The following is a 21,692-nucleotide window of genomic DNA, read 5'->3' as shown; positions in this document are numbered from 1 at the left end:
GCTGTGGGATCGATCAACTCACGACCCGACATGATGTTAGCAACAACTCTCTGGGTGCAAAGGATTGTCGGGTTCGAGACAGGACCTCTTTCGAGGTAGCCCTCCCGGTCGGGCTGAATGGAGAGCGCCGGATACCTTGTCATGTGGTCTGGGCTCGCAGAGACGCCGGTTCTGGAGACTTCATGGCCCGGGAGTTTGCGAAAGATCGCAGGGCGACCAGGTATCCGTACAGAAAGCCTGCCCCCATTCCCTGGATCGGGCTTTCCAAGGCCGGGTTCACGAAGCTCGAGACGAACATGATGCCGAAGAGAGCGGCCGCGTGATTGCGCAGCTTGCGGGGCACGTTCCGCGGAGGAAACACGGCGCAGAATGCCGCCGCCAGCAGAAGGAACCCCACGAGGCCTGTTCTCAGCAGCGCCTGGAAGAAGGAGTTGTGGACGCCGGTCGAAAGGGCTTCGAGCATCTGGCCCGGCGTCATGCTCGCCGGGTTGGGGAGAAACGTGAAGACTGGCCTGTCGGGGAAGTAATAGACCCACCTGACGGACTCGGTTCCATAGCCGATTCCAAGGCCCATCGTGTCGATGAAGGATTTGTAGGTGTCGACAATGAAGACCAGCCTGATCCCGGAATTCGGCGCGGCGAGCAGCAACTGTGGCAGAAAGAACAGGCCGATGATGTAAAGGACGATCAGGCCCAGGGTCAGTCCCAAAGCCGTAAGCCTGGCCGGCATCCCCAACATCAGTGCAATAAGGCCCAGCGTGATGACCCAGAACTGGACCAAGGATGTTGCAGCGGCCATTATCAGCACGATGAGGATTCCGAACTTCTGGCGCGAACCTGATCCTGCGAAGATGTACGCAGTGATGAAGAACATGGCCAGGATGATGTTGTTAGTGAACGATCCGTACATGGTGAAGACGGATTTCACCATGCTCTCTTCTTCGTACCGAAAGCCCTGCTGGAACATGATGATCGGAGCGACGACGAGACTTAAAAAGATAATGGGGCCGCCGCCGGCGAATGCGTCTCCGAAGGGCAGTCGCCTTTCGAAATATGCCTTTGATGCCCAGGCGACGACGTAAAAGCAAATGACCGGCGCCAGCTGGCGGGCAATGGCTGCGTCCCTGAAGTGCACCTGCCATGACGATGGGAACAGACGGTAATGTGAGAGCACTGCGGCTATGACGCTGGCGATCACGAAGGCAGTCAGCAGTTTCGGCGGAGAGGAGCGGCGCAGGACCGCATAGGCAATGAAAAGAAAGAGGATCGCGAAGACGAGGGCTGCACCGCCGATCCTCAAGGATATTCCAAGGCCGCCGATCAGCCAGATCCAGGGCAGAAACAGCGTGTAATCCAGGAGATCCTTCTGCAGCGCACGCGCACGTGCCGCCTGGCGGGGAAGTGCGAGAGAGTATCCTGCCGGGAATCTGCGGAGCGGATATTGTGAGAGAAACTCTGCTCTGCCCGAAGCCATGCTGCTCCATCTCTCACAAACGAACACGGGCGAGGGGCAGGCCACTGACAGCTGATCCCGAAGCCAGCCGACAGACCTGCACCAGCGCTCGCCTTCTCACGCCTCGACCGGAATAACACTAGGGCCGAGCCTGCCTTCGTGGCAGTGCTCTCAAGGGATAGATCGAGTTCTTTCGTGGTAGGGCGGCAAGGTATCGGGATCGATGTATGGTGCTGCGCCTGATGTTCCAGGATTATTGTCCTCGACCCAAAACCTGCCTGCTCTGGCAGAAGAAGGGAGGCGACGAGATTGCCGGGTAGTGTCCAGAGGCAAAGAGTGGTACCTCTTAAGGCTCATAGTCATGCTGATCTTGCGATTGAGACTACAATGTTTTTCATCCTCATCGTCTCGGCGGTCCTGTCAGGATTGGTCTCGTTCGCCGTTCTCTGGCCCTACGGCTCCGTCTTGGGCGTCATCGGAGCTCCTGTCATCGCAAGCCTCGTGTCAACGGGAATCGTGCTCTGTCTCAGATCAGCGAAGTCCTCGCGCCCTGCCATCGGCAACGCACCGGAGGAAGCGGAAGGGACTGCTCTTCTGAAACTCGACCGCTATCGTCGGAACTGAGCCGGTGTCAGGCCCGCGAGGGGAGGATGTGGTCTCTAGTAAAGCTTAGACGGCATGCTCGGATTTGCCGCGAGAGCATTGTATTTTCAAGTTCGACCTGCAGCCAGCCAGAATGCCTGAGCCGCCGGTACCCGGTGATCGGACGCGATTCTTAGATACCATGTAACGAATCTTCGCGTGCGGGAGGCTAGATTATTTCCGTTGCTCCTATATCGGCAGAGTAGAGCGTGATTACTTCACCGGGACGGCTTCTGATTACTTTCATATAAAAGAATTAGAAGGCTATATGAATATAGTCTTCAGTATAGAAAGTCAGATAAGCATTGAATGACGTCTTCATTTCGCCTTATTCGGCCTCCAATTGACAGAGGGTAAGCCGCCAAGCTTAGAAGGCGGCACGAGAGAATAGGGGCATGCAAATGGCACTTTCTGCCAATCATTTTCCGTCGCCAATATATGCGCCGCGTTTTTTATATTTGCGCGACCATTCTGCGTTGACAGCTCTACCTAGACGCTGACGCCAGTTGCAGGGTGCTGCTCGGCTTTCCGAAAGCATCTCTGCTCTCTCAAGCGGCAATACTGTCGTTCTTCCCTCCCTGATCCGGTGACTCCATCGGACATTCCGCACCTGCCCTCCCTTAGGGCAGATCCGCTCGTTCAACCAAATAATAGGAAAAAAGACTTATGGCCAGACTTCAAGGCACATCGGCGAACAACACGCTTCGGGGCACAACCTCTTCCGACATTCTCACGGGTCTAGGCGGCGACGACATTCTACAAGGTCTCGGCGGCAATGACGTGCTTCGTGGCGGAAACGGTAGCGACAGCTTGAGCGGCGGCGAGGGCGACGACGTTCTCAGCGGCGGCGTGGGCGCGGACTGGATCAACGGCCAGGAGGGCAACGATGTCCTGATCGGCGGCGCGGGCGCTGACCGCTTCATCCTGGATACGGCACTCGACCAGGACCGCAACGTCGATACCATTGTCGACTTTGAGGCTGGCGTCGACGGCGTCTGGTTGAATGGCGGCACGACGTTCAAGGCTCTGAAGGCGAATGGCGCCCTGAAGGAAGCCAACTTCAGGATTGGTGACAAGGCGGCCGACGCCGACGACTTCATCATCTACAACCAGGGGACGGGCGAAGTCTTCTACGACGTGGACGGCAATGGCGCCGGCGCGATGGTGAAGTTCGCCGAACTCGACTCCGATCTTGCCCTGAAGGCGACGGACTTCAACGTATTCGACGCAACGGTTTCGGCTCCCACTCCCACCCCGACGGCGCCTTCCACGGGCCAGGTGACCAAGGTCGGCAGCGGATCCGATACCCTGACGCTCAAGGTCACGCAGGACGCTTATCAGGGCGATGCCCAGTATGCGGTTTATGTAGACGGCAAGCAGGTCGGCGGCACCTTCACCGCAAAGGCGCTGCACGGAAGCGGCCAGATGGACACTCTCGAAGTCAAGGGTGACTGGCCTGCCGGCAATCACAACGTTTCGGTAAAGCTGCTGAACGATCTCTATGGCGGCACGGCTGATACCGACCGCAACGTTTACGTGGAGAGCGCGACCTACAACGGTAAGGCCGTATCGGGCAGCAGCCTCTATGTGAACTCGACCCAGGCAAAGAGCTTCAGCGTTTCGGATGCAACCGCCGTATCCGGCTCGGCGAGCCCGGCTCCGACGCCGGCCCCCACGCCTGCGCCGACACCTGCTCCCAGCCCGACGCCGTCTCCCGACAACGGCAATGGGATCAAGCTGACGAAGGTTACGTCCCCGATCAAGTCGACCCATGCCGGCCAGGTGTTCGAGAATCTCGACATCTGGGTGGAAAACGGCGATGCGGTCTCAATCACCCATGATAACGTTGTTCTTAAGAACTGCCGCATTCACCACAAGACAGGCGATGGCATCAGCGTCTCCGGTGCGAAGGGCGTGCAGATCCTGAACAGCGAGATCATCAATTCCGATCCGCCGAAGGGACTTGCTCCGGAAACGAGCACGGATATCCGCAATATCTATGTGCTCAACTCCTCAGGACTGAAGGTCGATCACGTCACCGTCCGCGAGGGCTCCTCCGGCATCTATCTGGTGAGCTCCCCGAACGCGACCATCACCAATGTCGACGGCTACAACTTCCATGGTCCGATGCCTCGTGGGCAGTTCGTGCAGTTCGACAAATCCGGCAATTCGGTGCTGAAGAACTTCTACGTCTACAACGACCCCAAGAACTCCTGGGTCGAGGACAACGTGTCGGTCTTCTCCTCGACGAACGTGACGATTCAGGACGGCGTCATCGACGGTAACAACTCGGTCACCGGTGTCGGCGTCATGTTCGAGCATGGCTCCACGGGTGGCAAGGTCCTCAATGTCGACGCCATCCATCAGGGGAATGGGGCCTTTTCGGCCTACACGAACAATGTCACCTTCGATGACGTCCGCTCCTTCGACAGCTTCAACATCGATCAGGGGCGCGGCAAGCCGTCGTCGAACGGGCTGCAGTTCAACATCAGCGGTTCGGACGTCAAGTATCTGAACACGACCTACACCAATCCGGGTAACCCGAAGAATATCGGGTGGGACGTGTCCAAGGCTGCTGTCTATAATGTCCGTGAGGACAAGACAGCGAAGCCGATGGATCACTTCACCAACGATTGGGACTGGGTGCTCTAATCACGAAATCAAGAATGGCGGCGGAACCCTGGCGGTTCCGCCGCCATCACTCTTTCGGACATTTGCGAATCACCGCATTCTTCCAATTGTCGCGCGGATGAAATCATGTTCGCGTTCGACGCATGCTTCTTGGGCAGTTCAGACGCCCGCGCACTTCCGATAACCCCTAAGCATTAATCGATACTCCCTTTTCCACGGTGGTTGACAAAAGGTTGAACCATATAATTCGGGGTAGTCTCTGCGAAGAAAGGCTCCTCAAATGTCCGATACGACGCCGGTCTCGACGATCCTGGGCTGCAAGAACGCTATGCTGCGTGAGGGGTTGAAACACATTCTGTCAAAGACCCGTTTTAAGGTTCAGCCTTTCGATCTGTCGCATAGCGAGCTGGAACTCCAGGCGCCCGAATCGGAGCACGTTCTCTTCATCATCGATTCCAAGCTATACCCCGCAGGGATCGCGGACGCGGTGAAAATTCTGAAGGAGCAGTGTCTCGACGCCCGCGTCGTGGTTCTCGCAGACGGCTTTGACCTGGGCGACATGATGGCAAGCTTCCAATCCGGCGCGGACGGCTATTGCCTGGCGACCATCGGGTGCGATGCCCTGATCAAATATCTTGATCTCGTGATGCTGGGGGAAGTCGTTTTCCCCTCCGCTCTGTTCCTTTCCGCGCTTTCACCGTCGGAAGAAGCAATCGACGTCGCGAAGGGCCTCTACAGCAACAGGATCAGGACTCTCCAGGTTTCCCAGACGGCCGAGGCAAAGGATTCACCCATCCGGACCCTGTCCAGCCGCGAGGCGGAGATCCTGCAGTGCCTGATGCAGGGAGCTCCCAACAAGGTCATTGCCAGGAAACTCGACGTAGCCGAGGCCACCGTCAAGGTTCATATCAAGGCCATTCTGCGCAAGATCAGGGTCGCCAACCGGACGCAGGCGGCCATGTGGGCCGTGAATCATCTCCCTGCTCCTGCAGGCTCCAGCGAAGTCCTTGCCGCTGCCAAATAGGGAAGGGGTGCGACGCGGCCGGCAAGCCGGTCGCTCGAGCGCTGCTAATGAAAGGTCTCGCCGAGGCTGATCGAGAACAGCAGCGCTCCCGTGGAATCGGTGACTTCGAGTCTCCAGTTCTTCCATTCCCTGGAGGCAGCGCCGTTCTCTTCGCGCAGTTCTTCGATTGCCTTCAAGCCTTGAAGGCGGGCTTGGTCCAGGTCCTTGACCTCGACTCCACTCTTATCGGCAATCCGTTCCGGGCCGTTTACGAGATTGAAGTAACACTTCATAGCAATCGAACAGGTGGCTCGCGCACAACGCGCTACATTGTTATATAGGGCGCATCCGCCAGCTTTTCATTGGGCGCCGTGAAAAATGCGAGGTGCGCCTTCTTCCCTTCTGTCGGGCGCGCCCCTGAAAACTTTCGCAGTTCAATAAAACATCATTCCCTGTGTTAAATTGAAGCGGCGGAAAACGCAGGGACGCCTGACCTGTCCTGGTAAGATGCTGACGGGATTCGGATTTTGCAGAATTGATTCGGCTCTTGGAAACAAGATTACTTGTGCGGGAGCTGATGATTAATGAAAATTAAAGCGATTTGATCGGTCTGATCATTGTCTCGCAAAAGATAATAAGTTAATTTTCCGTTACGGAATGAGTCCTCACCTCCCAACGCGAATCAAGACCAGAAAGGCTGTGCAATGCGCAAAACCTACGATCTTGATGGGTTGCCCCATATGAATGGGTCCTCCTCAAAGGATATTGCGTATTCGAGCTATGTGGAGGTAGCTCGCTCAGTCGAGAACCCACGTGCCCGATATGTCGATACGGGCTATGTACCGACTCTCCTGGTCGAGCCCAACACGCTGCTGCGCGAAGGGCTGCGGCGGATTCTGACGGAGACGTCCTATTCTCTGGTCGCATCGGCCTCCAGCCTTGATGAGGCCCGGCAGATGTGGGTCCCGAACGACCAGACGTTCCTCGTCATCGTCGGTGCATCTGGCAATCACGACGAGCTTTTCCGGCAGGTGAAGGCTCTGAAGGAGGAACTGCCGAATGCCCGGGTTGCCGTGCTGGTCGACCAATACGATCTGAAGCCGATTCTGAGCGCCTTCCAGGCGAAGGTGGATGCCTACCTCGTCAAGGCCGTCTCCTGCGAGGTGCTCGTCAAGTCGCTCGATCTCGTCATGCTGGGCGAGGCGGTTTACCCGTCCGCCATTCTCCGGCTCGTGCACGAGCATTCGCCCAATGTCGGCGACGGGGAGGGCAGCCACGACCTGAGAGGGGATAGCGACGAGGAGAAGCTTCCGGCAAAGGGCCTTTCGGTTCGCGAGACCGTCATCCTCCGCTGCCTGATGGAAGGCGATTCCAACAAGATCATCGCCAGGAAGTTCGACATCACGGAAGCGACCGTGAAGGTCCACGTGAAGGCGATCCTGCGCAAGATCCGCGCCAAGAACCGGACGCAGGCCGCCATCTGGGCCGCGAGCCATCTTCCCGTGGTCAACCGCGTGCCTGCGAGCCAGTAACGTCATCGTCCAGAACGGAAAGAGGGCCGGTGGAACTCCACCGGCCCTTTTCGTTTCGGCTGTTCGATCAGCGCGTGCTCAGGCGGATTTCAGAACCGGCACAGCGTTCGACGCCCGGTCCTCCAGGATCATCGCCGCGCCTTTCTCCGCAATCATGAGCGTTGGCGAGTTGGTGTTGCCGCTGGTGATGGCAGGCATGACCGAGGCGTCGATGACGCGGAAGCCCGCAATGCCGCGCACGCGCAGGCGCGCATCGGTCACGGCCATCGGGTCGTTCTCGACACCCATTTTCGCCGTGCCGACGGGATGGAAGATGGTGGTCCCGGTCTCGCGCGCGCCGTTCAGGATATCCTCGTCCGACGTGAGATGCGCGCCCGGCTTGTACTCCTGCGGATGGTACTTCTGGAGCGCCGGCATGGAGACGACGCGGCGGACGATGCGGAGCGCATCGACGGCGACCTGCTGGTCCTCGACCGTTGAGAGATAGTTGGAGCGGATCGATGGAGCATCCTGCGGGCTCCCGCTGCGGATCCTGATCGTGCCGCGGCTCGTCGGGCGCAGGTTGCAGACGCTGGCCGTGAAGGCGGGGAAGGGGTGCGGCTCGTCGCCGAACTTATCGAGGGAGAGCGGCTGGATGTGGAACTGCAGGTTCGGCGTCGCGTATTCGGGCGAGGAGCGGGTGAAGGCCCCGAGCTGCGAGGGGGCCATGGTCAGGGGCCCGCGGCGGAAGAGGGCGTATTCCAGGGCCATGTGGCCCTTCTTGATGAGCGAGCGGTAATCCTCGTTTAGCGTCCGCACGCCCTCGACCCGGTAGATGGGGCGAAGCTGCAGGTGGTCCTGCAGGTTCTCGCCGACGCCCGGCAGATGGTGGACGACCTCGATGCCGTGCTCCTGAAGGTGTGCGCCGTTGCCAATCCCGGACAACTGCAGGATCTGCGGCGAAGCGACGGCTCCGGCCGACAGAACGATCTCCTGCCGGACATGGATGCGCCGCAGCGTGCCGTTCTGCATGAACTCGACGCCCACGGCGCGCCTGCCCTCGAAGAGGATGCGCGTGACATGGGCATGGGTCTCGACCTTAAGATTCGGGCGCGAGAGGGCAGGCTTCAGGAAGCCGCGGGCCGAGGACCAGCGCCGCCCGTTCTTCTGGTTGACGTGGAAATACGAGATGCCCTCATTGCTGCCCGTGTTGAAATCGTCGACGCGAGGAATGCCCGCTTCCACGGCCGCCTCGATGAAGGAATCCAGGATCGCCCAGCGCACGCGGGGCTCCTCCACGCGCCACTCGCCGCCCGCGCCGTGGTGCTCGCCCGCGCCGAGATAGTGATCGAGATGGCAGCGGAAGATCGGCTTGACGTCGTCCCAGCCCCATCCTTCGAGGCCCATCTGACGCCAGTTGTCGTAATCCTCCTTCTGGCCGCGCATGTAGATCATGGCGTTGATGGCCGAGCAGCCGCCCAGGACCTTGCCGCGCGGGTAATTGAGCACGCGCCCGTTCAGGCCGGGCTCGCTCTCGGTCTTGAACATCCAGTCGGAGCGTGGATTGCCGATGGCGAAGAGGTAACCGACCGGGATGTGGAACCAAATCCAGTTGTCCTTGCCGCCGGCTTCCAGCAGGCAGACGGAGTTGCGCGGGTCCTTGGACAGGCGGTTCGCCAGCACGCAGCCGGCCGACCCTGCGCCGATGATCACGTAATCGAAGGTGGTGTCGCCTGGCATGGCAGCCTCGAATCCCTGACACGGGCGCGGATTCCCCCGGCACCCGCAAGATGCGCCGATATTAACTTATTTGGCGTCCTTTGACCTGCGCCTGGCGAGCTCCAGGATCTCGCCCACGATGCCGCGGCGGAACACCAGCACGCAGACGACGAAGATGATGCCGATCAGCACCGTCACCGGGAAGTTCGAGGCGGCGAGGTAGTTCTGCAGGGCCACCACCAGGGCCGCGCCGACGGCCGGGCCCACCATCGTGCCGATGCCCCCGAGCAGGGTCATCAGGATCACCTCGCCCGACATCTGCCACTGCACGTCGGTCAGCGTCGCGAACTGGAACACGATGGCCTTCGTGCCGCCGGCAAGCCCGGCAAGCGCCGCCGACATGACGAAGGCCCCCAGCTTGTAGCGGTCGACCCGATAGCCCAGGGAGATGGCGCGCCTCTCGTTCTCGCGGATCGCCTTGAGGATATTGCCGAAGGGCGAGTGGACGATGCGCCAGATAGCGAAGAAGCCGAACAGGAAGATCGCCAGGGTGAAGTAGTACATGGCGAGCGGTTCGTTGAGATCCACGAGCCCGAGGAGCTCCCCGCGGGGCACCCCCTGGATGCCGTCCTCGCCATGGGTGAAAGGCACCTGGAGGCAGATGAAGGCGAACATCTGGGACAGCGCGAGAGTGATCATGGCGAAGTAGATGCCCTGGCGACGGATGGCGAGAAAGCCGATCGCGAGGCCCATTCCCGCTGCTCCCGCCGCGCCGAGCAGGACGGCGCCGAGCGGATCCCAGCCCCAGACCTTGGCGGCATGCGCGGCGAAATAGGCCGCGCCCCCGAAGAAGGCTGCATGGCCGAAGGAGAGGAGACCGACATAGCCGATGAGAAGGTTGAACGCGCAGGCAAAGAGCGCGAAGCACAGCATGCTCATCAGCAGCACGGGATAGAAGAAGAATGGCGCTGCCAGCAGGGCTGCAATCGCGATCACGCCGAACACGACGGCTGACGTGCGAAACCTGGGCTGGGCCGCGTAGTACTGCGTATCGACAGCCATGATGTTACTCCTCCCGCCCGAAGAGACCTGCCGGCCTGACGAGCAGAACGATGGCCATGATGACGAAGATAACGATGTTCGACGCTTCCGGATAGAAGACCTTGGTCAGGCCCTCGAGCACGCCGAGCATGTAGCCCGTGATGATGGCGCCGAGGATCGAGCCCATGCCGCCGACCACGACCACGGCGAAGACCACGATGATGATGTTCGTGCCCATGAGAGGGCTGACCTGGTAGATCGGCGCGGCCAGCACGCCTGCGATCGCGGCAAGTGCGGCCCCCAGGCCGTAGGTGAGGGTCAGGAGCCGCGGCACGTTCACGCCGAAGGCCTGGACCAGAGTCGCGTTTTCCGTGGCGGCGCGAAGATACGCGCCGAGCCGCGTCTTCTCGATCAAGAGCCATGTGCCGATACAGACGACGAGGGACGCGATGACGACCCAGCCCCGGTAGATGGGCATGAACATGAAGCCGAGATTATATGCGCCCACCAGCTGCTGCGGCGCTGCATAGGGCTGGCCCGCCGCCCCGAACCAGTAGCGGAACAGGCCTTCCAGAATGAGCGCGAGTCCGAAGGTCAGGAGCAGACCGTAGAGCGGATCGACGCCGTAGAGGCGGCTCAGCATGGTCTTCTCGATCACGACCGCCAGCAGGCCCACGAGCAGGGGAGCGAGGATGAGCGACGGCCAGTAGCCAATCCCGGCATAGGTCAGCAGCAGATAGGCCGCGAAGGCTCCGAGCATGTACTGTGCGCCATGGGCGAAATTGATGATCCGCAGCAGGCCGAAGATCACCGCCAGCCCAAGGCTGAGCAGGGCATAGAAGGAGCCGTTGATGAGGCCGATCAGGATCTGGCCGAAGAGAGCGGGAGCGGGAATTCCGAAAATAGTGCTCATGACGCCCTGTTACACTCCCAGCACTTCGTGGAGTTCGTCCATGCGCGCATCGAGCTCGTGCCCGGGGAACGCGTTCACCATGCGCCCATCCTCCATCAGGTAGAAACGGTCGGCCACCTTCCGGGCGAAGCGAAAGTTCTGCTCCACGAGCAGGATCGTCATGCCGCGCTTCTTCAGGGCCGTCAGAACGTCTCCGATGCGCTGCACGATCACGGGCGCAAGCCCCTCGGTCGGTTCGTCGAGGAGGATAACCTTCGCGCCCGTCCTCAGCACACGGGCGATCGCCAGCATCTGCTGCTCGCCGCCGGAGAGCTTCGTGCCCTGACTGCTGCGCCGCTCATAGAGATTGGGGAAAAGCTCGTAGATCTCCTCCACGCTCATGCCGTCCTTCGACACGGTCGGCGGCAGCGTCAGGTTCTCGGAGACGTTGAGGCTCGCGAAGATGCCGCGCTCCTCTGGGACATAGCCGATCCCGGCCTGCGCCACCTTGTGCAGCGGCAGGCCGAGGATGTCCTCGCCACGCAGGCGGATCGCGCCTTCACGCAGGCGGAGGATCCCCATGATGGACCGCAGGGTGGTGGTCTTGCCCGCGCCGTTGCGCCCGAGCAGGGTCACGGTCTCACCCTCGCGAATGTCGAGATCGACGCCATGGAGGACGTGGCTCTCGCCGTACCAGGCATTGAGCCCGCGGACTTCGAGAAGGGGCGCGTTACTCATGCTCGGTTCCCATATACGCTTCGCGCACCCGCGGATCGGCGCTGACGGCGTCGTAGGAGCCGTCGGCCAGGATCTCGCCGCGGGCCAGAACGGTGACGCGGTCGCACAGATCCGCCACCACATTCAGGTTGTGCTCCACCATCAGCACCGTGCGGTCACGGGCGATGCGGCGGATCAGGTCGGAAATGCGGCCGATATCCTCATGCCCCATGCCGGCCATGGGCTCATCGAGGAGGAGCATGGCCGGATCGAGGGCGAGCGTCGTTGCGATCTCGAGCGCGCGCTTGCGGCCGTAAGACAGCTCGGTCGCGGTCAGATCCGCATAGGGCGTGAGGTTCACCGCGTCGATCAGCTCCATCGCCCGGCCGTCGAGGGAGGAGAGGACGCCCGCCGAGCGCCAGAACTGGGTGGCGAGGCCGGCCGGACGCTGTAGGGCCACGCGCACGTTGTCGAGTACGGTCAGGTGCGGAAACACCGCCGAGATCTGGAACGAGCGCACGAGGCCGTGCCGCGCCACTTCGGCGGGCTTCAGCCGCGTGATGTCCTCGCCGCGGAAGACGATCTGACCGCGCGTCGGCGTGAGAAACTTGGTGAGCAGGTTGAAGACGGTAGTCTTGCCCGCCCCGTTCGGGCCGATCAGGGCATGGATCGTTCCCTCGTTGACGGACAGCGTCACGTCGTTCACGGCGACGAACCCGCGGAACTCCATGGTGAGGCCTGTGGCGCTCAGGATAGGCTGACTGGTGACCATTTGACGGCCGATACTCTCGTGCAATGGATCGGCGGATTCGGGGAGAGGCAGAACATTTGCCAAAACCCTTAGCGCCGCATCATCAAAACAAGCGGTGGGGACAGCCGCGCCGTCCCCACCCTGCATTCACACGACCTTACTGCGTGAGAGCGCAGCCGCTCTCGGCAGCCTTGATGAAGGCTTCGTCGCCGGGCACCTTGGCAAGCTGCGTGTACAGGTCCCACTCGCCCTTGCTCTCTTCGGGCTTCTTCACCTGGAAGAGATACATGTCGTAGACCATGCGGCCGTTGGGCAGCACCTTGCCGTTCTTGGCGAACACGTCTTCCACCGGCATCTCGTGCAGGGCCTCCGCCACTGGCTCGGTGGCATCCGTGCCGGCCTTCTGGATTGCCTTGAGGTACTGCAGCACGGCGGAGTAGGTGCCGACATGGATCATGTTCGGCATGCGGCCGGTCTTCTCCTGGAAGCGCTTGGCGAAGGCGCGGTTCTCGTCGCTCTGGTCCCAGTACCAGCCTTCCGTCAGGGTCAGGCCCTGCGCGGCCTGCGCGCCGAGGCCCTTCACTTCAGCCAGCGTGAAGAGGAGAGCGGCCAGACGCTGGCCCCCTTGCGTGATGCCGAACTCGGAGGCCTGCTTGATGGCGTTCTGGGTGTCGAGGCCCGCATTGGCCAGACCAATGACGTCTGCGCCCGAGCTCTGGGCCTGGAGCAGGAAGGACGAGAAGTCGCTCGCCGCCAAAGGATGGCGCACGGAGCCGACGACCTCGCCGCCCTTGGCCTTCACGAACTGCGAGGTCTGATCCTCGAGAGAATAGCCGAAGGCGTAGTCAGCGGTCAGAAAGTACCATTTCTTGCCGCCCTGATCGACGAGAGCGCCACCGGTGCCGACAGCCAGCGAATGGGTATCGTAGGCCCAGTGGAAGCCGTAAGGCGAGCACTGCTTGCCGGTGAGCTCCGTCGTCGCGGCGCCGGTGACGATGTTGATCTTCTTCTTGTCCTTGGAGAGGCCCTGCACGGCCAGAGCGACGGACGATGTCGTCAGCTCCATGATGGCGTCAACGTTTTCCGTGTCATACCACTGGCGGGCGATGCTCGCCGCGACATCAGGCTTGTTCTGGTGGTCGGCGTTGACGATCTCGATGGGAGCGCCGAGAACTTTCCCGCCGAAATCCTGGACAGCCATGCGGGCCGCCTCGACGGAAAACTTTCCACCGAAATCGGCGTACACGCCGGACTGATCGTTCAGGATGCCGATCTTGACCACATTGTTCGAGACCTGCTGGGCATAGGCTGCCTGGGCCATGACGGTGCAGCTCAGGGCGAGCGCAAGCTTGCTGAGGATTCGCATCGATTTCCTTCCCTTCCTATGAAGCCGGGTGGTCCGGTCTTATTGACTGCATCGTGGGGCCACGAATGCTCACGGTCAAGGGAACTAAGGGCGCTTTGGCCCACAGCAATGCGAGAGGCGTTATCCTTAAGTCGCAGAGATCCTTGGGGTTGTGCCGCCGGGCTGCAAGCACAACCCGGCTCCGGTCCTGGTCCTCAAGTCACCCGCTCGAGCAGCTGTCACTGCCTCGCGCCGAGCAGCAGGGTCGCCAGTTCGGCGAAGCCGTCGCCCGAATGGCCCTCAGTGATATAGGCAGGCTTGTGGGTCAGCCTGTGAGCGAAGGCGTTGATATTCGCTACGCCCACGCTGAGCGGAAAGGCCGCGAACATCGGCTCGTCATTGGGCGAGTCGCCCGCATAGACCACGGCCTCCTGCGCCTCGGCCCAGGCCATGTCGAACGCGTCCGCCAGCAGGGTCCTCGCCATGCTCAACTTATTGTAATCGCCGAACCAGCCGTTCACATGAATGGAGCTGACCTTGGCCTGCGCGCCCGCCTTCTCGAAGACGGAGACGATCCGGTCCACGTCCGCTTCCGGGAGGGCGGGCACGTCCTCGCAGAAGTCGATGGCGAGATCCGCAAGCCGGTAAGGCTGATCGCTGGCGAGCGCCGAGCCCGGCACGGAGGCGAGGACCTCCCTCTCGATGGCGTCGAGCTTTTCCCGGTTCCGCTTCAACTCCTCAGGCGCTGCCCAGAAATGCTGGTGCATCTTCCGGGCCGCCCGATCATAGCGGAAAGAGAAGGCGCCGTTTTCTCCCACCACGGCATCTACCGGCCACATGCGGGCGATGTGATCGCACCAGCCGGCCGGGCGGCCCGTCACGGGGATCACGAGAAATCCGGCGCGCTGCAGCCGTTCGAGCGCGGCATAGGCCTTCGCCGTGAGCATCCCCTCCGTGGTGACCGTATCGTCGATGTCGGTGAGGACGACACGGACCTTGCGCGCCCGGTCGAGGGACAGCTGGGACAGGGGCTTCATGCCTGGGCTTCCACAGAAGAGCGGATGTGGTGCTGGCGGATCTTGGACATGGGCAGGGACTTCCTTCGGCTCCGTTCAAGCCGTTCTCGTGATCCTAAGGCGGCTAAGATCGTGGCTTTAAGCACAACGACTGCCAGGGTCAAAGACCCTTGGAAGAGGACGCAGGCCCGTCGCGCATGTTCGAGGGGATACGCCCGTCCGGGCCTGTTCACGGGCGGGCATTCATGGTTGGAATGCCCATCCAGGCAAGCTCTCAGGCAGGAAGACGGGATGGGTGTTACGAGGAAGGCCTTCGGCGAATTCGATGGACAGCCGGTCGAGGCCTATGAGATCGAGGCCGGCTCTCTGAGGGCCAGCGTCATCACCTATGCAGCGGCCTTGAGCCAGCTCCACGCCCCCGACCGGCAGGGCAGGGTGGAGGACATCGTCCTCGGCTACGACGACATCGAATCCTATACCCGCTACCGCGGCTCCGCAGGGGCGATCTGCGGGCGCTACGCCAACCGCATCGCCGATGCGCAGTTCTCCCTCGACGGCCACACGTACGTCCTGTCGCCCAACGAGCCGCCGAGCCACCTCCATGGCGGGTTCAGGGGTTTCAACAAGCGGGTCTGGACGGCGGAGGCGGATTCGTCCGGCCATGCCGTCCGCATGACCCTCGTCCGGCCTGACGGGGACGAGGGCTATCCCGGGGAGGTCCGCGCATCCGCGACCTACCGCCTGCTCGTGGATGAGCCGGCCCTGGAGATCGTCATGGAGGCCGCGACGGACCGGCCGACCATCGTCAACATGGCCTACCACGGATATTGGAATCTGGCGGGCCACGGCTCCGGCTCGATTCGCGATCAGCACCTGATGATCGAGGCGGATTGCTACACTCCGGTCGGCCCCGGCAAGATCCCCACGGGTGAGATCGCGCCCGTCGCCGGAACGGCCTTCGACTTCAGAACGGCGAAGCCCATCGGCGCGATGATCGACGACACCTCGCAGCTGCCGGAGGCCGGCTACGACCACAATTTTTGCCTGAACAGCGAAGGAGGAGCGTTCCGCCGCGCGGCGCGGGCCGTCGATCCGCAATCGGGCCGCGGGCTGGAGATCTGGACCGACCAGCCGGGCGTGCAGTTCTATACGGCCAATCATTTCGAGAAGCAGCCCGCCATCGGCAAGGGCGGCGCAGCCTACGGCAAGCATGCAGGCTTCGCCCTCGAGACGCAGATTTATCCCAACGCGCCGAACGTGCCGCATTTTCCCTCCGCAGTGCTCAGGCCCGGCGAGACCTATCGCCATCGCATGCGGATTCCGTTCTTAACGACCTGATCTTCACGAATGCGGTTTCTATCGTAGAGTGACACCATGCCGAACGATGCCGAAATCCTGCGGACACTCTTCGAGGCCGCCCTGAACGCAGCTCTCCCCGAGGGAAAGTTCGATGCGGTCCTGCCCGAAAAGCCGAAGGGCCGGACCATTGTTCTTGGCGCCGGCAAGGCCTCGGCGCGCATGGCGGCGGCCTTCGAGGAGGCCTGGGCGCGGGTCGGCGGCACCTGCGAAGGGCTGGTCGTCACCCGATACGGCCATGCGGCCCCGACCCGCTCCGTCGAGATCGTCGAAGCGTCTCATCCGGTGCCCGATGAGGCAGGGCTGCAGGCGGCCAGGCGCATCCTGGCGCTGGCGAGGGAGGCCGGCCCCGACGACCTCGTCGTCTGCCTCATCTCGGGCGGAGCGTCGGCGCTCCTGTCCCTGCCCGTCGAAGGGGTGAGCCTCGCCGACAAGCAGGCGCTCAACCGGGCGCTCCTGAAATCCGGCGCTCCCATCGGGGAGATGAACCTCGTGCGCAAGTCCCTGTCCGCCATAAAGGGCGGCAGGCTCGCGGCCGCCGTGGGGCAGGCGCAGCTCGTCACCTATCTGATCTCGGACGTGCCCGGAGATGACCCGTCCAGCATCGGCTCCGGTCCGACCATTCCGGAACGCATCGATCCGGAGACGGCCCTGTCCATCCTGCGCCGCTATGACATCGACGTGCCGCTTCATGTGGAAGAAGCTGTCAGGCGAAACGCCATTGACCTGCCGGCCTCCGGCGGCGCGGTCCACATGCTCGCCACCCCGAAGATGGCGCTCGATTCTGCTGCAGCAAAAGCGCGGGAGTTCGGTCTCACACCCCTCATCCTCGGCGATGCGGTCGAGGGTGAGGCGCGGGAGGTCGGCCGCACAATGGCGGGCATTGCGAGGTCCGTCCTTATGCATGGCGAGCCTGTCGGTCCGCCCTGCGTCCTTCTCTCCGGCGGCGAAACGACGGTGACGGTGCGTGGTCAGGGACAGGGCGGGCGCAATGCGGAATTTCTGCTGGCGCTGGCCCTGGCGCTGAAAGGCGGGCCTTCCGCCTCCGCGATCGCCTGCGATACCGATGGCATCGACGGGTCGGAGGATAACGCGGGAGCCTGGTTCGATCCAAGCCTGTACGATCAGGCGCGGGCGAGGGGCATCGATCTTGCCCTGCATCTCGACCGCAATGATGCCTATACGGCGTTCGCCGAGCTCGACAGGCTCGTCGTGACGGGGCCGACCCTTACCAACGTGAACGACTTCCGCGGCATCCTCATCCGCAAGTGAGGAGCGCGTCGCTCCCGCTCAGATGCTGTTCGCGTATCCGGAGGGGCTCTCCTTCGGCAGCATCATGGTCACGGTCGTTCCGTGGCCTTCGCGGCTTTGCACCTCCAGGCTGCCGTCGTGAAGACGGAGAACATGCCAGGCTAGGCTAGGCTCAGGCCAAGGCCAGTGCCCGGGATATTCTTGGCGTTCTGCCCCCGGAAAAAGGGCTGCATGAGAAAAGGAAGGTCCCGCTCGGAAATCCCGATCCCTTTGCCCTTGACGGAGACGGTGACGATGCCTTCATCGCTGACACGGCCGGTAACGCTGATGGGGCCCTCCGGCGGCGAGTACTTCATCGCGTTCGACAGAAGAATTGCGAGGGCCTGCTCCAGAAGAACGGGGTCGCCCAGAAACCGCGTAGGGAGGCCCTGCAGGTCGATGCTGAACGGGCGGTGCGGCTCGTGGCTGCTTTCCTCACGGCAGACGCGGCGTATCAAAGCGTCCAGATTGAACGAGCTGAGGTTGAGCGTCATCGCGCCAGCATTCAGGCGCGTGTAGGACATGATCGTCTCGACGAGTTCGTCAACCCGCCGGCTGGCGCGCCAGATCTTTTCGGCACGCCCCCGGATCTCGTCGATGCTCAGGTGATCGGCCCGTCGCATGAGGCCCTGTGCCAAGCTGGTGACGGTCGCCAGAGGTGTCCTGATCTGGTGCGCCAGAAGGGCCATGCGATCGACCGGTGGCGAAGCGCGGCCCTGGCCCGCCCGGCTCCTCGAGGAGCCTGCAGGCTTGTGCGGCTGCTTGGAAGACTTTCTGGAAGTAGGCACGGGCACTCGTTGGAATCATTATAACCTTATATTTGATAGAAGGTTCCTGACCTAGCGTAGCGGTCCGGCATGTCCACCCCTCACTGTTTTGAAAGAGGAGAAATTTCGTTTTTGGTGAACAGGGCTGGCAGGTAAGACTTGGCCAACATGATCCAGTGCTCAGGTCTGATGTGCAAGTCACAGCCTATCTTTTAGTGCCAATTTTACCGGCTGAGGTAAGATGATTTGCCCAATAGACAAGCATACAAGCTGTAGGTGCATCCGATTTTCAAGGTCGAAATGGAATTTAGGGCAACCCTTAACTTTCTTGATCGTTCTTTCCTCAAGTTGTTTGCTTGAGGAGAATAGGCATGAACGATGATCGTACTGAAGGCAGCATGAAGCACATGAAGGGCCGCATCAAGGAAGGTGTCGGCAAAATGACCGGCGACTCGAAAATGCAGAGCGAAGGCAAGATGGATAAGGCCGAGGGCAAAATTCAAAACACCATCGGCGGAATGAAGGATTCCCTTCGCAATAAGTAACCGAGTTTGCGCCGACTATGGCCCGGTTCTGACCGGGCCATAGTCATGCGGGGGCTGTCTTACGGACCAGGAAGATCAACCGGGAATCCTCCTGCTTCTGGCTTTCCAGAACATCGCCCGTCTCCCGGATGAGGTTGGGAATGTCGATTCCTGCCAGGGGGTCGGTGGAGATCACCTGCAGGCGCTCTCCGGGAGAAAGGGTGAGAAGAACCTTTCGGGTACGCAGAACGGGCAGCGGACATTTCAGTCCCGACAGATCCAATTCGATCATCGCGTGATTCCCGTTCAATGCTCCAAAGCCGCTTCTTAGATTGCGATGCCATGCCGCTCAACAAGAGCTTCCGCTTCGATCAGGTCTTCCGGCGTGTTGATGTTGAAGAACGGATCGAAGGGTTCGCAGGGCCAGAGCGCCTTGGCTACGCCATGAAGACCGCTCCAGTCTCGGACGCTTCGCAGGCCTTTGACAGTTATGGCATCGCGAAGGTCGTGTCGCAGGGCGACGGGCCAGAGACCGATGACCGGATGATCCCGCGGACCGGATGAGGCGCAGGCGAGCATCCGCCCGCCTGCTTGACGTGCCTCATGCAGCCGCGGCACCAGATCTCCCGGCAGAAAGGGCGTATCTCCCGGAGCGCTCGCCACCCATTCGATGGACGGCCGGTGCAGGGCGGTCCATTCGAGGGCGGCGAGAATGCCTGCAAGCGGTCCTAGGTGACCGGGAAGAGAATCCGTTACGACAGGCAGGCCAGCCTTCTCAAACCGGGACGGGTCGCCATTGGCGCTAAGGATCACGCCCTGGCACTGCGGCGTGAGGCGCGAGACGGCATGGGCCAGAAGAGAGCTGCCCTTTAGCTTCAGCAGAGGCTTGTCACCTCCGCCCATGCGCCGGGCCAAACCGCCTGCCAGGATGACGCCCAGAGTGGGAGGGCAGGAGGGCATAGGGCGGAAATCACTCGATCACGATGCGGGGGGCGGGCCGCGCGGCACTGCCGCCTGAGAGGGTTGTCCAGACCTGCTGCGCCATGTCCTTATAGATCCTGGCGTGGGGTCCCTCCGGATCGACAGCGACGACGGGCCGCCCCGCATCCGACAACTCGCGGATCGACATGTTGAGCGGGACCTCCCCTAAGAAGGGAACGCCGAGGCGCTCCGCTTCCGTGCGTGCGCCGCCATGGCCGAAGATGTGTGAGCTCTGCCCGCAATGGGGGCACACAAAGGTGGCCATGTTCTCGACGATGCCGAGGATCGGGACCTCCACTCGCTTGAACATGGAAACGCCGCGCCGGGCGTCGATGAGCGCCAGGTCCTGCGGCGTCGAGACAATGACGGCGCCGGCCAGCGGTGTCGCCTGCGCCATGGTGAGTTGTGCATCGCCGGTGCCCGGTGGCATATCGACCACCAGCACATCGAGATCGCCCCAGGCGACCTCCCGCAGCATCTGGGTGATCGCCGACATGACCATCGGCCCGCGCCAGATCATGGCCGCCTCTTCCTCCACCAGGAAGCCGATGGACATGACCTTGATGCCATAGGCCTCCATGGGCTCAAGAATGCGGTTGTCGAGTAGGCGTGGCTTGCCCTGGATGCCCAAGAGTTTCGGCATGGAAGGGCCATAGATGTCCGCATCGAGCAGGCCGACCCTGACCCCGACGGCCTTGAGCCCGAGGGCGAGGTTGCATGCCGTCGTCGACTTGCCCACGCCGCCCTTGCCGGAGGCGACTGCGATGACATGCTGCACTCCGGGAATTCGCTGGTTCTTCGGTTGGGCTGCCGAGCGCGGGCGTTGGGCTGCTGCCGGGGACGGAGCTGGGCCGCCGGAGCCAGCCGGCTTGTCGGCGGTGAGGCTGGCGAAGACGCCTTTCACGCCGGGCAGCCCCTGAATGACTGTTTCGGCAGCCTGGCGCACATGCTCCATTTGAGGGGCTTCGGCGGGGCTGATCGTGATCGAGAACATGACGCGTCCCACATCGTCCACCACCACGTCTGACAGTCTCCCCGAGGCGACGAGGTTCGTTCCGCCCGCGTCCACAGGCACGGTCGATAGGGCTTGCAGCACATGATCGCGAGAAATCACCACGTTCATACCTCCGGGACCGCTCGAGGCACGGTCTGCTGTGTCATCTAAAGGTTGAGAGGGGGTTCGTTAAGGGCCCGAACTAAAAGAGGCATTGGGAAAGTTGCTCTCGCGCCTCATCCACCACAGCGACAGTCTTCATCCGCCATCAGGATCCCAATGGCTCTCAGGCCTTTGATCGGGAGCCTCCTGCGCCCCGAAACCAAACCATAGCTCGTCCGTTGTCCACCGTGTCCCTTGAGAGCCGGTCCTAGCCGGCCGGTTGCCCGCGTCGTGTCGCAGCGGGGCAAAGGCTGGTGGCAACTCCTCTTGCCGCTTGCCCGAGGGCTTGTGACGAGATCGAGGAGACGAGAATGCACCAGCACGGCCACAACGATCCGAATGCTGCCAAGCTTTACGAACTGATCAAGGACGTAAAGATCGCCATGATGACCACCGTCGATACCGATGGCACCCTCCATAGCCGTCCCATGTACAGCCAGCAGGCGGACGAGCATGGGGATCTCTGGTTCTTCACCCAGATCCAGTCGCCCAAGATGACGGAGATCTCCCGTGATAGCGAGGTCAACCTCGCCTATGCCGATCCCGATGACCAGAACTATGTCTCAGTGTCGGGCAAGGCCGAGATCGTGAGAGACAAGGCCAAGATCGAGGAGAAGTGGTCCGAGCCCCTGCGGGCGTGGTTCCCGAAAGGCACCGATGATCCGCAGATCGCGCTCATTCGTGTCCACCCGGTGAAAGGGGAATACTGGGACAGCCCGTCCTCGACCCTGGTGCATCTCTATGGCTATGCGAAAGCCGTCACGACGGGCCAGCAGCCCGATCCGGGTGATCAAGCGAAGGTCAACCTGGGCTGACGCCTTTCAAAGGAACGAGAGAATCGGGGTCGCTTTGCGGCGCCTTTTGCTTGTGTGCCGAGCATGTTCGACAGCTCGGAGG

The 21,692-nt window shown here is 61.7% G+C and carries 21 protein-coding genes; 8 read left to right on the top strand and 13 right to left on the bottom strand.

Annotated elements, in window-relative coordinates:
• Positions 1–139 precede the first annotated feature (139 nt).
• Positions 140–1,474, bottom strand: coding sequence for a hypothetical protein (locus tag LG661_RS13005; protein ID WP_230532329.1), 1,335 nt, complete (start codon positions 1,472–1,474; stop codon positions 140–142).
• A gap of 366 nt (positions 1,475–1,840) precedes the next feature.
• Between LG661_RS13005 and LG661_RS13000 the strand changes: the two genes are divergently transcribed.
• The 3 genes from LG661_RS13000 to LG661_RS12980 all read left to right on the top strand — a co-directional run bounded on the left by LG661_RS13000 (position 1,841) and on the right by LG661_RS12980 (position 5,750).
• Complete coding sequence (locus LG661_RS13000; protein ID WP_230532328.1) at positions 1,841–2,077, top strand: hypothetical protein; 237 nt, start codon at positions 1,841–1,843, stop codon at positions 2,075–2,077.
• 684 nt (positions 2,078–2,761) lie between these two features.
• Complete coding sequence (locus LG661_RS25095) at positions 2,762–4,747, top strand: carbohydrate-binding domain-containing protein (RefSeq protein ID WP_268995457.1); 1,986 nt, start codon at positions 2,762–2,764, stop codon at positions 4,745–4,747.
• A 259-nt stretch (positions 4,748–5,006) separates the two neighbouring features.
• On the top strand, positions 5,007–5,750 hold the full coding sequence (locus tag LG661_RS12980; protein ID WP_230532327.1) for a LuxR C-terminal-related transcriptional regulator: 744 nt from the start codon (positions 5,007–5,009) through the stop codon (positions 5,748–5,750).
• A 44-nt stretch (positions 5,751–5,794) separates the two neighbouring features.
• Here the strand turns inward: LG661_RS12980 and LG661_RS12975 are convergent, their stop codons facing one another.
• A complete protein-coding gene (locus LG661_RS12975; protein WP_230532326.1) occupies positions 5,795–6,022 on the bottom strand; it encodes a DUF6894 family protein in 228 nt (75 codons plus the stop codon).
• 411 nt (positions 6,023–6,433) lie between these two features.
• Here LG661_RS12975 and LG661_RS12970 point away from each other — a divergent pair, with 411 nt between their 5' ends.
• Entirely contained in the window at positions 6,434–7,261 is an 828-nt protein-coding gene (locus LG661_RS12970) for a LuxR C-terminal-related transcriptional regulator (protein ID WP_230532325.1), read from the top strand.
• A 78-nt stretch (positions 7,262–7,339) separates the two neighbouring features.
• On the opposite strand, the gene LG661_RS12965 is transcribed toward LG661_RS12970, so the two are convergent.
• The 7 genes from LG661_RS12965 to LG661_RS12935 all read right to left on the bottom strand — a co-directional run bounded on the left by LG661_RS12965 (position 7,340) and on the right by LG661_RS12935 (position 14,742).
• On the bottom strand, positions 7,340–8,980 hold the full coding sequence (locus tag LG661_RS12965) for a GMC family oxidoreductase (RefSeq protein ID WP_230532324.1): 1,641 nt from the start codon (positions 8,978–8,980) through the stop codon (positions 7,340–7,342).
• 66 nt (positions 8,981–9,046) lie between these two features.
• Complete coding sequence (locus tag LG661_RS12960) at positions 9,047–10,021, bottom strand: branched-chain amino acid ABC transporter permease (RefSeq protein WP_230532323.1); 975 nt, start codon at positions 10,019–10,021, stop codon at positions 9,047–9,049.
• Positions 10,022–10,025: 4 nt separating this feature from the next.
• A complete protein-coding gene (locus LG661_RS12955) occupies positions 10,026–10,913 on the bottom strand; it encodes a branched-chain amino acid ABC transporter permease (protein WP_230532322.1) in 888 nt (295 codons plus the stop codon).
• A gap of 9 nt (positions 10,914–10,922) precedes the next feature.
• On the bottom strand, positions 10,923–11,630 hold the full coding sequence (locus tag LG661_RS12950) for an ABC transporter ATP-binding protein (RefSeq protein ID WP_230532321.1): 708 nt from the start codon (positions 11,628–11,630) through the stop codon (positions 10,923–10,925).
• A complete protein-coding gene (locus LG661_RS12945; protein WP_230532320.1) occupies positions 11,623–12,381 on the bottom strand; it encodes an ABC transporter ATP-binding protein in 759 nt (252 codons plus the stop codon). Before LG661_RS12945 ends, LG661_RS12950 begins: the two co-directional genes overlap by 8 nt.
• Positions 12,382–12,517: 136 nt before the next feature.
• Positions 12,518–13,726, bottom strand: a complete 1,209-nt coding sequence (locus LG661_RS12940; protein WP_407666707.1) for an ABC transporter substrate-binding protein — start codon at positions 13,724–13,726, stop codon at positions 12,518–12,520.
• A gap of 218 nt (positions 13,727–13,944) precedes the next feature.
• Positions 13,945–14,742 carry an HAD family hydrolase gene (locus LG661_RS12935; RefSeq protein WP_230532319.1) on the bottom strand — a complete coding sequence of 266 codons (798 nt, stop codon included), beginning with the start codon at positions 14,740–14,742 and terminating at the stop codon, positions 13,945–13,947.
• Positions 14,743–15,012: 270 nt separating this feature from the next.
• Between LG661_RS12935 and LG661_RS12930 the strand changes: the two genes are divergently transcribed.
• Both LG661_RS12930 and LG661_RS12925 read left to right on the top strand, forming a co-directional pair.
• Positions 15,013–16,059, top strand: a complete 1,047-nt coding sequence (locus LG661_RS12930) for an aldose epimerase family protein (protein WP_230532318.1) — start codon at positions 15,013–15,015, stop codon at positions 16,057–16,059.
• Positions 16,060–16,095: 36 nt separating this feature from the next.
• The gene (locus tag LG661_RS12925) at positions 16,096–17,349 is read left to right on the top strand and encodes a glycerate kinase type-2 family protein (protein ID WP_230532317.1); all 1,254 of its coding nucleotides are present in this window, start codon (positions 16,096–16,098) and stop codon (positions 17,347–17,349) included.
• A 140-nt stretch (positions 17,350–17,489) separates the two neighbouring features.
• Here LG661_RS12925 and LG661_RS12920 read toward each other — a convergent pair whose 3' ends face one another.
• Positions 17,490–18,155 (bottom strand): sensor histidine kinase, encoded by a 666-nt coding sequence (locus LG661_RS12920; protein WP_230532316.1) that lies wholly within the window; start codon positions 18,153–18,155, stop codon positions 17,490–17,492.
• Between the two features lie 350 nt (positions 18,156–18,505).
• On the opposite strand from LG661_RS12920, the gene LG661_RS12915 reads away from it, so the two are divergent.
• The gene (locus tag LG661_RS12915; RefSeq protein ID WP_230532315.1) at positions 18,506–18,679 is read left to right on the top strand and encodes a CsbD family protein; all 174 of its coding nucleotides are present in this window, start codon (positions 18,506–18,508) and stop codon (positions 18,677–18,679) included.
• Positions 18,680–18,722: 43 nt separating this feature from the next.
• On the opposite strand, the gene LG661_RS12910 is transcribed toward LG661_RS12915, so the two are convergent.
• From LG661_RS12910 to LG661_RS12900, 3 genes are read right to left on the bottom strand one after another with little or no spacing between them, the layout of a single operon-like run.
• Positions 18,723–18,950, bottom strand: a complete 228-nt coding sequence (locus LG661_RS12910; protein ID WP_230532314.1) for a sulfurtransferase TusA family protein — start codon at positions 18,948–18,950, stop codon at positions 18,723–18,725.
• A 35-nt stretch (positions 18,951–18,985) separates the two neighbouring features.
• Positions 18,986–19,618, bottom strand: coding sequence for a molybdenum cofactor guanylyltransferase MobA (gene mobA, locus LG661_RS12905; protein WP_230532313.1), 633 nt, complete (start codon positions 19,616–19,618; stop codon positions 18,986–18,988).
• Between the two features lie 10 nt (positions 19,619–19,628).
• A complete protein-coding gene (locus LG661_RS12900) occupies positions 19,629–20,756 on the bottom strand; it encodes an Mrp/NBP35 family ATP-binding protein (protein WP_230532312.1) in 1,128 nt (375 codons plus the stop codon).
• Positions 20,757–21,106: 350 nt separating this feature from the next.
• Here LG661_RS12900 and LG661_RS12895 point away from each other — a divergent pair, with 350 nt between their 5' ends.
• On the top strand, positions 21,107–21,610 hold the full coding sequence (locus LG661_RS12895; RefSeq protein WP_230532311.1) for a pyridoxamine 5'-phosphate oxidase family protein: 504 nt from the start codon (positions 21,107–21,109) through the stop codon (positions 21,608–21,610).
• Positions 21,611–21,692: the final 82 nt, after the last annotated feature.

The sequence above is a fragment of the Microvirga roseola genome (assembly GCF_020866965.1).
GTDB classification, from domain to species: Bacteria; Pseudomonadota; Alphaproteobacteria; order Rhizobiales; family Beijerinckiaceae; genus Microvirga; species Microvirga roseola.
The sequence above is the reverse complement of the archived record's forward strand: the minus strand, read 5'-3'. Positions and strand labels throughout refer to the sequence as shown.

Excerpts from the sequence above, each read along its gene's own strand:
- LG661_RS13005 (WP_230532329.1), bottom strand. The coding sequence starts at position 1,474 with ATGGCTTCGGGCAGAGCAGAGTTTCTCTCACAATATCCGCTCCGCAGA.
- LG661_RS13000 (WP_230532328.1), top strand. The coding sequence starts at position 1,841 with ATGTTTTTCATCCTCATCGTCTCGGCGGTCCTGTCAGGATTGGTCTCG.
- LG661_RS25095 (WP_268995457.1), top strand. The coding sequence starts at position 2,762 with ATGGCCAGACTTCAAGGCACATCGGCGAACAACACGCTTCGGGGCACA.
- LG661_RS12980 (WP_230532327.1), top strand. The coding sequence starts at position 5,007 with ATGTCCGATACGACGCCGGTCTCGACGATCCTGGGCTGCAAGAACGCT.
- LG661_RS12975 (WP_230532326.1), bottom strand. The coding sequence starts at position 6,022 with ATGAAGTGTTACTTCAATCTCGTAAACGGCCCGGAACGGATTGCCGAT.
- LG661_RS12970 (WP_230532325.1), top strand. The coding sequence starts at position 6,434 with ATGCGCAAAACCTACGATCTTGATGGGTTGCCCCATATGAATGGGTCC.
- LG661_RS12965 (WP_230532324.1), bottom strand. The coding sequence starts at position 8,980 with ATGCCAGGCGACACCACCTTCGATTACGTGATCATCGGCGCAGGGTCG.
- LG661_RS12960 (WP_230532323.1), bottom strand. The coding sequence starts at position 10,021 with ATGGCTGTCGATACGCAGTACTACGCGGCCCAGCCCAGGTTTCGCACG.
- LG661_RS12955 (WP_230532322.1), bottom strand. The coding sequence starts at position 10,913 with ATGAGCACTATTTTCGGAATTCCCGCTCCCGCTCTCTTCGGCCAGATC.
- LG661_RS12950 (WP_230532321.1), bottom strand. The coding sequence starts at position 11,630 with ATGAGTAACGCGCCCCTTCTCGAAGTCCGCGGGCTCAATGCCTGGTAC.
- LG661_RS12945 (WP_230532320.1), bottom strand. The coding sequence starts at position 12,381 with ATGGTCACCAGTCAGCCTATCCTGAGCGCCACAGGCCTCACCATGGAG.
- LG661_RS12940 (WP_407666707.1), bottom strand. The coding sequence starts at position 13,726 with ATGCGAATCCTCAGCAAGCTTGCGCTCGCCCTGAGCTGCACCGTCATG.
- LG661_RS12935 (WP_230532319.1), bottom strand. The coding sequence starts at position 14,742 with ATGAAGCCCCTGTCCCAGCTGTCCCTCGACCGGGCGCGCAAGGTCCGT.
- LG661_RS12930 (WP_230532318.1), top strand. The coding sequence starts at position 15,013 with ATGGGTGTTACGAGGAAGGCCTTCGGCGAATTCGATGGACAGCCGGTC.
- LG661_RS12925 (WP_230532317.1), top strand. The coding sequence starts at position 16,096 with ATGCCGAACGATGCCGAAATCCTGCGGACACTCTTCGAGGCCGCCCTG.
- LG661_RS12915 (WP_230532315.1), top strand. The coding sequence starts at position 18,506 with ATGAACGATGATCGTACTGAAGGCAGCATGAAGCACATGAAGGGCCGC.
- LG661_RS12910 (WP_230532314.1), bottom strand. The coding sequence starts at position 18,950 with ATGATCGAATTGGATCTGTCGGGACTGAAATGTCCGCTGCCCGTTCTG.
- mobA (WP_230532313.1), bottom strand. The coding sequence starts at position 19,618 with ATGCCCTCCTGCCCTCCCACTCTGGGCGTCATCCTGGCAGGCGGTTTG.
- LG661_RS12895 (WP_230532311.1), top strand. The coding sequence starts at position 21,107 with ATGCACCAGCACGGCCACAACGATCCGAATGCTGCCAAGCTTTACGAA.